12 protein-coding genes and 1 pseudogene are annotated in these 13,994 nt (G+C 29.2%); 3 read left to right on the forward strand and 10 right to left on the reverse strand.

Features of this window, described 5'->3' with window-relative positions:
- Positions 1 to 529: 529 nt before the first annotated feature.
- From AC1B00_RS08290 to AC1B00_RS08330, 9 genes and pseudogenes are all read right to left on the reverse strand, one after another.
- Entirely contained in the window at positions 530 to 1,075 is a 546-nt protein-coding gene (locus tag AC1B00_RS08290; protein ID WP_488849257.1) for a methyl-accepting chemotaxis protein, read from the reverse strand.
- A gap of 309 nt (positions 1,076 to 1,384) precedes the next feature.
- Positions 1,385 to 2,212 (reverse strand): annotated as a pseudogene (locus AC1B00_RS08295) (cache domain-containing protein); the annotation flags it as partial.
- A 552-nt stretch (positions 2,213 to 2,764) separates the two neighbouring features.
- A complete protein-coding gene (hemH, locus tag AC1B00_RS08300) occupies positions 2,765 to 3,667 on the reverse strand; it encodes a ferrochelatase (RefSeq protein ID WP_488849237.1) in 903 nt (300 codons plus the stop codon).
- A gap of 43 nt (positions 3,668 to 3,710) precedes the next feature.
- Positions 3,711 to 4,646, reverse strand: a complete 936-nt coding sequence (locus tag AC1B00_RS08305; RefSeq protein ID WP_488849238.1) for an acetyl-CoA carboxylase carboxyltransferase subunit alpha — start codon at positions 4,644 to 4,646, stop codon at positions 3,711 to 3,713.
- 5 nt (positions 4,647 to 4,651) lie between these two features.
- On the reverse strand, positions 4,652 to 5,905 hold the full coding sequence (locus AC1B00_RS08310; protein WP_239818091.1) for a beta-ketoacyl-ACP synthase II: 1,254 nt from the start codon (positions 5,903 to 5,905) through the stop codon (positions 4,652 to 4,654).
- A 9-nt stretch (positions 5,906 to 5,914) separates the two neighbouring features.
- Positions 5,915 to 6,148 (reverse strand): acyl carrier protein, encoded by a 234-nt coding sequence (gene acpP, locus AC1B00_RS08315; protein ID WP_239818090.1) that lies wholly within the window; start codon positions 6,146 to 6,148, stop codon positions 5,915 to 5,917.
- Between the two features lie 55 nt (positions 6,149 to 6,203).
- On the reverse strand, positions 6,204 to 6,947 hold the full coding sequence (gene fabG, locus AC1B00_RS08320; RefSeq protein WP_488849239.1) for a 3-oxoacyl-ACP reductase FabG: 744 nt from the start codon (positions 6,945 to 6,947) through the stop codon (positions 6,204 to 6,206).
- An 8-nt stretch (positions 6,948 to 6,955) separates the two neighbouring features.
- Complete coding sequence (locus AC1B00_RS08325; RefSeq protein ID WP_239818088.1) at positions 6,956 to 8,206, reverse strand: MFS transporter; 1,251 nt, start codon at positions 8,204 to 8,206, stop codon at positions 6,956 to 6,958.
- Positions 8,207 to 8,215: 9 nt separating this feature from the next.
- Positions 8,216 to 8,614: a MarR family winged helix-turn-helix transcriptional regulator gene (locus tag AC1B00_RS08330; RefSeq protein ID WP_488849240.1), complete on the reverse strand. Its 399-nt coding sequence runs from the start codon at positions 8,612 to 8,614 to the stop codon at positions 8,216 to 8,218.
- 113 nt (positions 8,615 to 8,727) lie between these two features.
- Here AC1B00_RS08330 and AC1B00_RS08335 point away from each other — a divergent pair, with 113 nt between their 5' ends.
- Complete coding sequence (locus tag AC1B00_RS08335; RefSeq protein WP_488849241.1) at positions 8,728 to 9,393, forward strand: HAD family hydrolase; 666 nt, start codon at positions 8,728 to 8,730, stop codon at positions 9,391 to 9,393.
- A 74-nt stretch (positions 9,394 to 9,467) separates the two neighbouring features.
- Here AC1B00_RS08335 and ppsR read toward each other — a convergent pair whose 3' ends face one another.
- Positions 9,468 to 10,274: a posphoenolpyruvate synthetase regulatory kinase/phosphorylase PpsR gene (ppsR, locus tag AC1B00_RS08340; RefSeq protein ID WP_488849242.1), complete on the reverse strand. Its 807-nt coding sequence runs from the start codon at positions 10,272 to 10,274 to the stop codon at positions 9,468 to 9,470.
- A gap of 54 nt (positions 10,275 to 10,328) precedes the next feature.
- Here ppsR and ppsA point away from each other — a divergent pair, with 54 nt between their 5' ends.
- Both ppsA and AC1B00_RS08350 read left to right on the forward strand, forming a co-directional pair.
- Positions 10,329 to 12,689, forward strand: a complete 2,361-nt coding sequence (gene ppsA, locus AC1B00_RS08345) for a phosphoenolpyruvate synthase (protein WP_488849243.1) — start codon at positions 10,329 to 10,331, stop codon at positions 12,687 to 12,689.
- A 140-nt stretch (positions 12,690 to 12,829) separates the two neighbouring features.
- Positions 12,830 to 13,843 carry a hypothetical protein gene (locus tag AC1B00_RS08350; protein WP_488849244.1) on the forward strand — a complete coding sequence of 338 codons (1,014 nt, stop codon included), beginning with the start codon at positions 12,830 to 12,832 and terminating at the stop codon, positions 13,841 to 13,843.
- Positions 13,844 to 13,994: the final 151 nt, after the last annotated feature.

The following is a 13,994-nucleotide window of genomic DNA, read 5'->3' on the forward strand; positions in this document are numbered from 1 at the left end:
CACTCAAACCACTCAAACCACTCAAACCACTCAAACCACTCAAACCACTCAAACCACTCAAACCACTCAAACCACTCCAACCACTCAAACCACTCAAACCACTCAAACCACTCAAACCACTCAAACCACTCCAACCACTCCAACCACTCCAACCTAGCCTTAAGCAAGAAAGTGTTAGGGTTAAAAATCATAAATATAAAAGTATTAAAAGCCTATGTTTAATTATTAAAAATAAAAAAATTATGAAATTAGAATTTGATTTTTAATTTATATAAGGTCTAAATATTGTTTTAAATTCCAAATTTAAATTCTTTTATTTTTAAACTTTAAATTCTTGCTTGGAGTTTTTTGGGTTTGGGAAATTTAGTAAAGTTTGGTTGGGTTGTTCTTAGAATGTAATAATTATCAATAATTTTGCTTAAACTTTTAAAGAATTTAAAATAGGAATTACAAACTTAATTTATTTTGGATTTTAAAGAAATAAAAAAAGAATTTGAATTAGCAAATTCCTAATTCAAATTCCAAGATTTTAAGCCTTAAATTCATTAAGCTTTTTATTTAGCTTTTCAGTCATATCACTTAAATGTGTTGCAGCACCTGAAATCTCTTCAACACTTCTTAAGTTCTCGTTAGCTGATTGATTTATCAAATCAACACTTGAGATAATTTTGTTTATCTCTTCTGTGCCATCTATATAATTTTGCACTATTAATTCACTATCAGAAATAACACTTCTCATAACATCGCTCATATCATTCATTTTATCTTGCGAAGTTCTTGCTATTTCTGTTAAGCCTTGCATTTGCTTAGAATTGTTATTCATTTGTTCGCTTGCATCTTTTATCTCTTGAACTATAACGCTTATTGTTGCGTTTATTTCACTTAAACTTCTTTGCGTTCTTTCAGCAAGATTTCTAACCTCATCAGCAACTACGGCAAATCCACGCCCATGCTCACCTGCACGAGCTGCTTCAATCGCTGCATTTAAAGCTAAAAGGTTTGTTTGGTCTGCAATATCGTTTATGATTTCTAAAATATTTTTTACATTATCAGCTTCATTGCTTAAATGATTCATCTTGTGTGCAAGTTCATCTTCAACCGATGAAGACAAATCTATATTTCTTCCAAGCTCTTCAATATTCTTTCTCATATCTTCAATTAAGCTTGTAGCACTTGTTAGCTCACTTTTACCTCTATTTGCTTGCTCTATGCCTTGCTCTAATTGTTTTTTAAAGCTTTCTCCTTTTTTAACAACGCCCATTACAACTTCTGAACCCTCTTCTGCTCTTTTGCCTGTTTGCATACTTGTAAAGCCTAATTCGTTTGAAATTGATGCGTTTTCGTTTGAGATTTCTTTTGCTTGAATTATTAATTCTCTAACTTTATCTATAAATAGATTTATAGCCTTACTAGCTTGTGCTATTTCATCATTGCCTTTTTCTTCTAGCTTTTTTGTTAAATCGCCATCACCTACGCTTAATTCTTTTGATTTATCGGTAAGTAATTTTAATGGCAAGCTTACATATTTATATATTACAAAAGTAATAATCGCTAATATTATGATAGATAAAATCACGCTAAAACCTATGGTTTTCATACTTGTATTAGAAATGATTTCATCCATTGCTCTATCTATTTCTTTAATATCTTCTTCAGCTTGGTCTAAATCAACAACACTAACATAAATAAAATCTATATGCGGATCTTTTTTAGAATAAGTTACGATGTGCCTTATTTTATTACTTACTTCATCTTTAAATGCAAATTGAGTAAATCCTCCGCTTTTTGCATTCTTTATAATATCTTGTAAATAATACTTGCCATCAACATCTTTATCATAAAAATAATTTTTGCCTACTTTTTCCTTATGATAATGTGATATAAAATCGCCTTTTGAGTTTGTGATTAGAAAATTAACTGTCTTGTTTTGTAAGTCAATATTTGATAAAAATATTTTCATACTTCTTTCGTATTCATTAATATCATAGCCATCTTTTGCAAAATCTGTATAAATTTCATTTGACATAGATATGGTAAGACTTACGGCAGAAATAGCAGTTTTTTTCGCATCTTCTAGTGATATTTCATTTAAACTTTCGTTTGAAAAAGTATTGATTTTTTCCATTGAATTTAAATTCAAAACAATAATACTAGAACACAAAAGCACTAAGCCAACTAAAATAGATAAGATAATTCGTGTAGTAATCTTCATTTTCCCTCCGAGATAATACCCCCCCCCATTGAACTAGTATTATTTGAAGAAAGAGAGTTTAAAATAAGAACAAATACTAACTAAATAAACTTTAATAAGTCTTAATTATTAATTAAAATAATTTTTAAAAAATTTAAAATATATAATATTTTTATAATTAAAATCTTTAAAATTATTAATATATAGCTAAATTAGGATTTTGATATGTAGTATTAAAAAAGTTAAATTGATAAAGAATTTGAATTCGGAAATTAAAATATTTTATGACTTGAAACTTTTGTATTATGAATTATTTTAAATTACTTTTATGGGTTTTTATTACTTGATTTTATAATGTTTGTAAGCTTTGCTTGTGTAGAAAATAGGCATTTATTATCATCAAGCATAAAGATTAAAAAACATTTATATTTCTTGTAAGAGTTAAATATTTTATGTATTTATAATCATTATCATTAACCCAAGTAACCCAAGTGAGTAAAGTGAGCCCAAAGAGCCGAAAATAACTTCAGTAATTTAAATTACTAAAACACAATAGCAAATAAAATAGCTAAATTATTTGCCTTGAATACTTCTAACTTTATTTAAAATATATTCGGCAAATTCATCACTATCATTAGGGCATTTACATACAGCATATTCGCCCTTATATTGATGTCTATATTCTATATCAAGCTCAAGCACGGTTTCAGAGCAATCAATACAAAACGATAAAGGAAATATTAAAACACTTTTATTATCTAGCGTGTTTAATTCATCGCTTAAAGCAGGTTCAAGCCATTTTATAGGGCCTAGTTTTGATTGATATGCAAGTCTAATTTCTTTAAATTTATCTTTAAAATGATTTTTTAAAATCTCAAAGTGAGCCTTAATATGCTCTTCATACAAATCACCATTTTTAATAGTCTTTATAGGTAAAGAATGTGCTGAAATTATCAAAATATCTGCTTGTTTTTGCTTATTAATTTCATTTATTAAAATATCATTATAAGCTTTATCTTCATAAAAATACTCAACTTTTTTTACCTTATTTTTTAGTTTAAAATGTTTATAAAAATCTTGCAAAGAAGAAGTTGTAGTAGTTATAGAATGATGTGGATATAAAGGAAATAATATAATTTCATCATCTTCTTTAAAATCATATTTTGCTAAAACTTCACCTGCAAAAGGCGGAACATAAGTAGAAATAAAATCAAATTTAAATTCGTTTTGCATTGTGTTTAATTTATCACAAAGAGATTTTTGGATTTGAGTAAGCGGACTTTTTTCGCCGATTTTTTTATAATTTTCTTTCATTTGCTTTATACGAGATTTTCTTATCATAAAAGCAACAAAACTTCTAAGTAATTTTGATTTGATACCTAAAATATTTGGGTCGTTAAACATATTTTTTAAAAATACATCACACTCACTAAGCTGATTTACTCCACCCATATTAAGCAAAAATACATATTTCATTATTAATTCCTAATTTTATTCAAGCTAATTTGCTTGAATAAAATCATTTATCTTCGCTGTAAGAACCTAGCTTTAAGATTTTTTGCATTCTCTTTGCAACTAATTCATCTACATTCAATAGCTTTAGCTCTTCAATTTTTTCTAAGATATAGTTTTGAATATTATTTGCTGTTTGTTCTTTATTTCTATGAGCAATTCCTTCTTCTATAATATCATCAATCAAGCCTTGCTCTAATAAATCATCTGCACTAATTTTCATAGCCTTTGTTGCAGCTTCACTCTTGCTTGGGTCATTCCATAAAATAGCTGCACAACCTTCAGGAGAAATTACCGAAAATACTGAGTTTTTAAGCATTGCAAGTTTATCAGCAACACCTAAAGCTAAAGCTCCACCACTTCCACCTTCTCCTATAACTATTGAAATTATTATAGTTTTTAATGCACTTAATTCATAAAGGTTAGTAGCAATTGCTTCACTTTGCCCTCTTTCTTCAGCACCTACACCAGGATATGCACCTGGAGTATCTACTAAAAATACGATAGGAATTCTAAATTTCTCAGCCATTCTAGCAAATCTTAAAACCTTACGATATCCTTCAGGATGTGGCATACCAAAGTTTCTATGAAGTTTATACTTAGTTCCACGACCTTTTTGCTCTCCGATAAGCATTACTTTTTGCTCTCCGATATATCCTGCATAACAAACTATCGCAGGATCATCTCTAAAAGCTCTATCTCCATGCAATTCATGAGCATTTTTTAATAAAATTCTAACATAATCAAGAGAATAAGGGCGATCTGGATGTCTAGCTAATTGTAATTTCTGAAAATCACTTAAATTCTTATAAGTTTTAGTTAATTCCTTTTCTAAATTCCTTTTAAGAATTTTAACTGCCTCTATATCGCCTTTTATATTAGCATTTACTATATCTTCATCAAGTTGCTGAATGTTTTTTTCAAAATCTAAATAAGCTGCCATTTTTATTAATCCAATTTTCTAAAAATTACCGATGCATTTGTTCCACCAAAACCAAATGAGTTACTCATTGCAGTTTTAATCTCACATTTTCTAGCTACATTTGGAACATAGTCTAAATCGCAATCAGGATCAGGATTTTTATAATTAATTGTTGGAGGAATTATTCCATCTCTCATAGCCATTAGACAAATTACTGCTTCAATTGCACCAGCTGCACCTAAACAATGTCCTGTTTGTCCTTTTGTTGAACTTACTAAAGGCATATCGTCTTTAAATAACTCTTTCATAGCTGCTGTTTCGTTTTTATCATTTGCAGGAGTTGAAGTTCCGTGAGCGTTGATATAATCAATTTTAATTTTATCTTTTCCGCACTCAAAACCTTTTGCCATACACAATGCTTTTTTCATAGCTCTTAATGGACCATCTAATGCTGGTGAAGTTATATGGTTTGCATCTGCACTCTCACCAAATCCTATAAGCTCAGCATAAATTGTAGCACCTCTTTTGATAGCATCTTCATACTCTTCTAAAACTAAAGCAGCTGCGCCTTCTCCCATAACAAAGCCATCTCTACTAGCATCAAATGGGCTACTTGCACTCTCTGGTGTATCATTTTTAGTTGATAATGCTTTCATAGAAGCAAAACCGCCAATTCCAACTGGACAAATAGCTGATTCTGCACCAATTACTAGCATTTTTTTAGCTTGGTTGCAAACGATTGTTTTATAAGCTTCTCCTAAAGCATGAGTTCCTGCAGCACATGCAGTTACACAAGATAAGTTAGGACCTTTTAATTTATACTCAATAGATGCCATTCCCCCTAGCATATTCACTAGAGCTGAAGGTATGAAAAAAGGCGAAATTCTGCTTGCGCCCTTTTGCAAACATACATTAGAATTCTTCTCAATATTAGGTAATCCACCAATACCTGCAGCACTAACTACTCCAAATTCATCTAAGTCAATATCATTTATAACGCCATCAACCATATTAAATTTAGCATCATTTATAGCTTCTTTTGCTGCGTGCAAACCTAATTGTATAAATCTATCAGCTTTTTTTACATCTTTTGCATTTAAAACTGTTAAAGGATCAAATCCTTTTACTTCTGCGGCAATTTTTACACTAGAATCGCTAGTATCAAAAAGAGTAATTTCTCCAACACCGCTTTTTCCATCACAAATCGCCTTAAACGAACTTTCTTTATCAAGCCCAAGGGCATTTATCATACCAATGCCAGTTACAACTACTCTTCTCAATTTAAATCCTTATTGTTTTTTTGCTTCAATATATTTTACGATATCATCAACTGTTGCGATTTTTTGACCATCTTCATCAGGAATTGAAATATCAAATTTCTCTTCTAAAGCCATAATTAATTCAACTACGTCAAGTGAATCAGCACCTAAATCTTCAATAATTTTTGCATCAGGTGTAATGCTAGCTTCATCAGCTCCTAACTCTTCTACGATAACTTTTTTAACATCTTCAAAAATAGACATTGTTTTCTCCTAAAATAAAATTAAACAAGTATTCTTACAAAAAAGTGTAAATAAATTACACATACATTCCGCCATTAACCTTTAAAATCTCGCCTGTTATATAGCTTGAATAATCACTTAATAAAAACGCTACTGCATTTGCAACTTCGCTAGGTTTTCCAAATCTTGCAAGTGGGATTGCCTTATAATAAGTTTGCTTGATTTCATCGCTTAATACATCGGTCATATCGCTTTCAATAAAGCCTGGAGTAATTGCATTAAAGCGAATGTTTCTGCTAGCGCATTCTTTTGCATAAGATTTTGTCATAGCAATAACGCCACCTTTACTAGCTGAGTAATTTACTTGACCTGCATTACCCATTTCGCCAACAACTGAGCTAATATTTACAACCGAACCAAAGCGTTTTTTACTCATTACTTTAAACGCTTCTTTACAACCTATAAAAGTTGAGTTTAAATTAGCTTTAATAACATCGTTAAAGTCTTCTTCACTCATTCTTAATACTAATTTATCTTTAGTAATTCCTGCGTTATTTACTAAATAGCTTAATTCTCCATCACAATCAACAATTGTTTTTATAGCATCGCTAAATGCAGCATCATCGCTTGCATCAAAACAAATAATCGCAGCCTTACCGCCGTTTTGTTCAATTTCTTGTTTTAAATTCTCTGCAAGTTCTGGTTTTGAGCGATAGTTAATCCATACTTTTAGACCAAAACCAGCTAAAACTCTAGCAATTTCAGCACCAATTCCCTTTGATGCACCTGTAATTAATACGTTTTTTCCACTAAATTGCATATTTTCTCCTAATCTTTAATAATAATTTCTGAATGATTTTTTTCTAAAAAATTATCTTCATAATCTTTTAAATCTTTTTGAAAATTCTTTGATTTTCTAATGACTAGAGCATAATACAATATTAAAGAAAACAAAATAATTAAAGCACAAATCATATAAATATTTGAATGTCCGTATTTTGGCTCAATTAATCCTAATAGATAAGGGCTTACTCCCATACCAACATCTAAAGCTATAAAAAAGGTTGAATTAGCAAGACCCAATTTCTTCTTAGGTGCTAATTTTATTGCAAGTGATTGAAGGCTTGAAGTTGCATTTCCATATCCTAAAGCACAAAAAATAGCTGATAAATACATCATAAAAGGATTATTAACATAAGCTAATATCGCAAAACTTGCAACGAAAAATAATAAAGATGGAACTATTACATAATTTGCACCGATTTTATCAAATACTTTTCCTGAAATCGGTCTTGAAAACACCGAAACACAAGCATAAATAATAAAAAATACCGAACCAGCCTTGATTAAGTCAAGCTCTTTTGAATATGAGCTTATAAATGCTAATATCGCACCATAAGTAAAACCTAAGCAAAACACAACATAAGCTACACCTAAAACTGATTTTTCAATATAATTAAATATAGAAAAAGATTTTTTAACATTATGAATATTATGCTTTTTAAAACGCTTTACCTTTATTAATATACTTGAAATTAAAGCTAAAAATATAGTAGATAAAGATATTATAAAACATAAATCAAACTTATTTAAACCAACCAAATAAACAGCTAAAAATGGACCTATTGCTGAGCTTAATACCACACTAATTGCATAATAACCTATTCCAACCCCTCTTTTATTGCTAGGCACAAGTCTTGCGACCGCAGCACCACAAGCACAAGAGCAAATCCCATAAAAAATCCCTGCAAAAAATCTAGCTACTATTAATTCAATATTAGTTGATAAAAACAAATAATATAAATTAGGTATAAAATAAAGCAATGTACTTATAATCATAACTTTTTTTATGTTTATATTATCAATAATTGAGCCAAAATAAAGCCTTGAAAGTAAAGCACCTATTACAAAAATACCATTTGCAAGTCCTGCCATTGAAGTGCTAGAATTAAGAACACTTTTAGCAAAATCAGTGCTTGCAACGGTGCTTATGTAAAATACTAAACAAATTACAAAATTGATAATAAAAACACAAATAAAGTTCTTATTCCAAATATTATACTTTTTGGATAATCCCATGAAAACTCCTTATAATTTTTTATTGATTTTATCAAGTATATTTATAAACATTCCAAATTCAGCATAATCTAAATCCATGCTAACTTGCTTTTCGTATTCGCTTATTAATAGATGTGCATCAAAATATAATTCTTTGCCTTTTAAACTAAGTGAAATTATCTTTTCTCTTTTATCGCTTGAGCTTGAATACTCAATATATTCAAAGTTTTCAAGTTTTTTGCAAACCCTTGAAACAAGCGCTTTATCCATTTGATAAAACTCACAAATTTCACTAAGACTTGCACTCCTAGTAGAACTAAGATAAGCAAATACTCTCCAATCAGTTGCATTTACATTAAATGGCTTTAAAATTTCATTTAATTTACTTACTATTTTTCTGTTTGCATAAGTGATTTTCTTAAAAAACATAAATATTCCTAATAGTTGATAAAGTCAATTAAATGGGATTTTATATTTTCTTTTTTAATTTGTCAATACAATTAGCTTTAATTTGCTAAGCTTAAAATAAAAAAGGAAGTAAAATGATTATATTTTTTGATTTAGATGGAACTTTGATTGACTCAACTCAGCCTATTATCGCAAGTCTTAGAAAGGCTTTAGAAAGCTATGATTTTAAATTAAGCGATGAATATATTAAATCTTTAATAGGAATGTCTACTGAAGGAATGTTTGAAACAATTGGAGTTTCAAAGGATAAGGTAACTGATATTGTTAAATTATATAGACAAAATTATAAGCTTTATTATAAAGATGGAACAAGTCTTTTAGAAGGTGCAAAAGAAGCTGTAAAACTAGCTAGCAAACATGCAAAAGTAGGATTAGTTACTACAAAATCTGTTTATTTTGCTAAAGAAATTTTAAAAGATTTTGATATGTTTGATGATTTTAGCGTTGTTGTAGGCGGGGATGAAGTTAAATATTGTAAGCCAAATCCTGAGCCAATATATAAAGCTCTTAGTCGTTTAAAAGGCTCTGAAATGCTTGAAGTTAGTGAGCTTAAAAAAGAATTTGATTTTAGTAAAATCTATATGATAGGAGATACACTAAATGATACTGAAGCTGCTAAGGCTGCTGGAGTGAATGCTTATGTAACTTTATTTGAATATACGGATATGAATACACTTAAGCAAAGCTGCGATAAAATATTTAAAACCCCACTTGAATGCGTTCAAGATATTTTAAAATAATCCTAATTCCTAATTCAAATTCCAAGATTTTTTTAAAGAATTTGAATTAGGAAAATACTTTATAAAATTTGCCTTTAATTATGTATATCAAAAATATCAAGTAAGGTTGTCGTAACTTCTTCTATACTTTTATTTGTGATATTTAAAAAAGGAATATTGTTTATTCTCATTAAAAACTCTGCATTTTTTACTTCATTTTTACAATTAATTAAGCTTGAATAATTTGAATTAGACATTCTTTCGTTTCTAATCTCGCTTAAGCGATAAGCATCAATACTAAGCCCAAATAATTTATGCTTATAAGGAAGCAAAGCACTAGGCAAAGCACAAGCCTTAAAATCATCAGGGGTTAATGGATAATTTGCAACCTTAATTCCATATTGCATAGCAAGATAAAGGCTAGTTGGCGTTTTTGCCGACCTTGAAACGCCTATTAAAATAATTTGAGCGTTATCTAAGGCATATACAAATTGTCCATCATCATGCTCAAGAGTGAAATTAATAGCTTCAATTCTATTTTGATAGTTTTTATTACTTGAATGCGATAAACCATATCTAATGCTAGGTTTTACATTTAATTTATTTGAAATTAAGCTAACAAAAGGCTCTAATAAATCTATAAAAACACAATTTGAGTTTTTAATATGTTTTGCGATATTTTCATTTATTAAAGTGCTAAATGCCAAAGGAATATCATTGATTGCTAATTCATTTATTTTTTCGGCTACTTTTAAAGCTTTTTCTTCTGTATTAATAAAAGGCTCTCTAATCTGAACGAATTCGTATTCTTCTTCAAATTGTGCTAAAACCGAATGTGCAAAAGTCTCAGCCGTAATTCCCGTGCCATCACTTATAAAAAATACAATTTTCTTTTTTATCATTAGCTTATCCTTACTTGTTAAAATAAAATGATTTTAACAAAAAGGAGTGTGGTTATGGAATATGTTATAGCTTTTTCTAAACTTAGAATGAGTGATGTAGAAATTGTTGGCGGCAAGAATGCTAGCTTAGGAGAAATGATTTCAAATCTTAGCGGAAGTGGTGTTCGTGTGCCTGATGGCTTTGCAACTACTGCTAAAGCTTTTAAAGATTTTTTAGCTTATAATAATTTAGATGAGATTATTAATAACGAGCTTAAAAGCTTAAATCCTGATGATTTAAATGCTCTTGCAAAAAGTGGAGAAAAAATTAGAAATTTAATAGCTAAAGCTAATTTTCAACCTTTATTTTTAGAACAAATTAAAAAGTTTTATAAAGAATTAGATAGCGATGGTTTAGGAACTTTTGCTGTTCGCTCATCTGCTACGGCTGAGGATTTACCTGATGCTTCTTTTGCTGGACAGCAAGAAACATTTTTAAATGTAAGCGGAATTGATGATGTATTAGACAAAATCCGTTTGGTTTTTGCATCACTTTATAATGATAGAGCGATTTCTTATAGAGTTCATAAAGGCTTTTCTCATTTTGATGTAGCACTAAGTGCAGGCATTCAAAGAATGGTAAGAAGTGATAAGGGTAGCTCTGGTGTTATGTTTAGCTTAGATACTGAGAGTGGATTTAGTGATGTTGTATTTATAACTTCATCGTATGGTCTTGGCGAATGTGTAGTGCAAGGTGCTGTAAATCCTGATGAATTTTATGTATCAAAAACTTGCCTAAAAATGGGTCACAAAGCAATAATTTCAAAAAAAATCGGCTCAAAACTTATAAAAATGGAGTTTAAAGAAGAAAGAAAATTAGGCGAAAACGCTGTAAAAGTCGTAGATGTTGAAAAACACTTACAAGATAGATTTAGCCTAAACGATGAGCAAATAAACGAACTTGCAAAATACGCTCTAATAATAGAAGAACATTATAAAAGACCTATGGATATTGAATGGGGACTTGACGCTTTAGATAATAAAATCTATATTTTACAAGCAAGACCTGAAACCGTGCAATCACAAAAGAAAAAAGATGTAAGTTATGAGCTAAAAGAAGAATCAAAAGTATTAATAACAGGTAGAGCAATAGGTCAAAAAGTAAGTGTCGGAGTAGTTAAGGTAATAAATGATATAAGCGAGATTAATCTAGTAAATGATGGAGATGTAATAGTAACTGATATGACTGATCCAAACTGGGAACCTGTAATGAAAAAGGCTGCAGCTATTGTTACAAATAGAGGTGGTAGGACTTGTCATGCAGCAATTATTGCAAGAGAATTAGGAATTGGTGCAGTTGTTGGCACTGGCAATGCTACAAGTGTATTAAAAAATGGCGAAATTGTAAGTGTAAGTTGCGTGCATGGAGATGAAGGTAGAATTTATGAAGGTGCTTTAAAATATGAAATAAAAGAGCAAGAAGAAATTGAAGTTAAAAATTGTGATGTAAAAATTATGATGAATATAGGCAACCCTGCTCTAGCCTTTAAATTCGCTCAAATACCAAATGATGGAGTAGGACTTGCTAGACTTGAGTTTATTATAAATAATCACATAGGAATTCATCCAAATGCTATTTTAGATTATGACAAAATAGATAATGAATTAAGAGCTAAGATTGATAATGCTATGAAAGGTTATTTAAATCCTAAAAGCTTTTTTGTAGAAAAATTAGCTGAAGGTATTGCTACAATTGCAGCTGCTTTTTATCCTAAGCCTGTAATTATTAGATTAAGTGATTTTAAAACTAATGAATATAGAAAATTATTAGGCGGAGAGCTTTACGAAATGCACGAAGAAAATCCTATGCTAGGATTTAGAGGTGCAAGTAGATATTTAGCACCTAATTTTGCTGAATGCTTTAAGCTTGAATGCGAAGCTTTAAAAATCGCAAGAGATGAAATGGGTCTAACAAATATTGAAATTATGGTGCCATTTGTAAGAACTCTTTCTCAAGCAAACTCAGTTATCAATCTCTTAGCAAAAAACGGCTTAAAGCGTGGAGAAAAAGGCTTAAGAGTTATTATGATGTGCGAAGTTCCATCTAATGCTATTTTATGCGATGAGTTTTTAGAATTTTTTGATGGCTTTAGCATAGGAAGTAATGATTTAACCCAACTTACTTTAGGGCTTGATAGAGATAGTGGAATGGATATTTTAGTAGCTGACTTTGATGAAAGAGATGAGGCTGTTTTATTTATGATAGAAAGAGCGATTAATGCATGCAAAAAAGCAGGTAAATATGTAGGCATTTGCGGACAAGGTCCAAGCGATCATATAGATTTAGCAATTTGGCTAAAGCAAAAAGGAATAAGCTCAATGTCGCTTAATCCTGATAGTGTGATTTCTACATATAAACGCTTAATGAGTATGTAAAAAGAATTTGAATTAGGTTAAATTCCTAATTCAAATTCCACAATTTTTTAAAAAATTACGAAATAGGAATTATAAATATTTATTAAAACATAATTTCTAGTTTTATTGCTATAATAAACCTTATTTTTACAAGGTTAAATATGAATATAAATCAAATAATTAATTTTAAATTTAATTTTAAAAAGATTTTATATAAAGCTTTATTTATTATTTTTATAATAATTCCACTTTTATATATTTTAATTATGAGTTCATATTTATTAGGGTTTAATCCACAAAAATACAGCAAAAACCCAGAAGCAAGTGAGAAGTTTTTAACCGGATATTTATTTATAGATATTGCAAATACATTAAATATTGTTTTTAAATACGATAGTTTTATTGTAAGACCTTTTTTAAATATAGCTAAAAATTATTATGATGAAGGTAAAAAGCTCTTGCCAGATGATAGTATTGAAGATGTTATGTGGTGGGTTTTATATTATAAACGCATGTATGGCTTAACTAATAAAACACAAGATTATAGTATGTTAGACAAGCTAAGCTACGATGATTATCAAGAAATCTATGAAATGATAAAAAGAGTGCCTTATGGCAATATTTATTATGATGTAGATATTATGACAGAATATAGACTATCTAATATGCTTGGTTTGGTTGTGATATATATTTCTAATACACCAAGTAGAATTTATGAATATCATTCAAAAGATTATGATAAAGCAAGTGAAATTTATGAGCTTTTAAATATAGCTTTTAATAAATACTATACATATCAAGCAGAGAAAAAATTTAATTATGGACTATACCTATCTACTATAATAGATCTTTTGGGTACTTCTGGATATAAATATTATAGTGAAAACAATTACTACGATGGAACTTCAAAAATAGATGTTACTAATATACCTTTACCTGATTATATTTGTAATGCTACAGATACAATAAAAATTAATGAATACTTTAAAAAAGCTATTTTATTTACAGATAAAAGTAAGCTATACATAAGACATATTTATGAAGATTCTATTTACTATTTATATGCTTTACATAAATATTGCCCAGAAGATAAGGAAATAAGATACAGAATGCTTAATGTTATTGTTAATAAATTTCAACCAATGTATAAAAAAGGAGAATTAAAAGATAAATAAACACTTATATCTTTTAAAGAATTTAAAATAGGAATTACAAAAAATAAAAAAATTACCTTTAAAACTCATTTAGCTTTTTTGTAAATGAAATAAAAAAAGGTTGTTAGGCAAAATTTCGTTCAATTAGCATTAAAAAGTTTAAAAAAAAGAT

The sequence above is a fragment of the Campylobacter sp. DY7 genome (genome assembly GCF_057802535.1).

Coding starts and splice junctions, on each gene's coding strand:
- ppsA (WP_488849243.1), top strand. CDS start 10,329: ATGGAATATGTTATAGCTTTTTCTAAACTTAGAATGAGTGATGTAGAA.
- AC1B00_RS08335 (WP_488849241.1), top strand. CDS start 8,728: ATGATTATATTTTTTGATTTAGATGGAACTTTGATTGACTCAACTCAG.
- hemH (WP_488849237.1), bottom strand. CDS start 3,667: ATGAAATATGTATTTTTGCTTAATATGGGTGGAGTAAATCAGCTTAGT.
- AC1B00_RS08305 (WP_488849238.1), bottom strand. CDS start 4,646: ATGGCAGCTTATTTAGATTTTGAAAAAAACATTCAGCAACTTGATGAA.
- acpP (WP_239818090.1), bottom strand. CDS start 6,148: ATGTCTATTTTTGAAGATGTTAAAAAAGTTATCGTAGAAGAGTTAGGA.
- AC1B00_RS08325 (WP_239818088.1), bottom strand. CDS start 8,206: ATGGGATTATCCAAAAAGTATAATATTTGGAATAAGAACTTTATTTGT.
- AC1B00_RS08330 (WP_488849240.1), bottom strand. CDS start 8,614: ATGTTTTTTAAGAAAATCACTTATGCAAACAGAAAAATAGTAAGTAAA.
- ppsR (WP_488849242.1), bottom strand. CDS start 10,274: ATGATAAAAAAGAAAATTGTATTTTTTATAAGTGATGGCACGGGAATT.
- fabG (WP_488849239.1), bottom strand. CDS start 6,947: ATGCAATTTAGTGGAAAAAACGTATTAATTACAGGTGCATCAAAGGGA.
- AC1B00_RS08290 (WP_488849257.1), bottom strand. CDS start 1,075: ATGAATCATTTAAGCAATGAAGCTGATAATGTAAAAAATATTTTAGAA.
- AC1B00_RS08350 (WP_488849244.1), top strand. CDS start 12,830: ATGAATATAAATCAAATAATTAATTTTAAATTTAATTTTAAAAAGATT.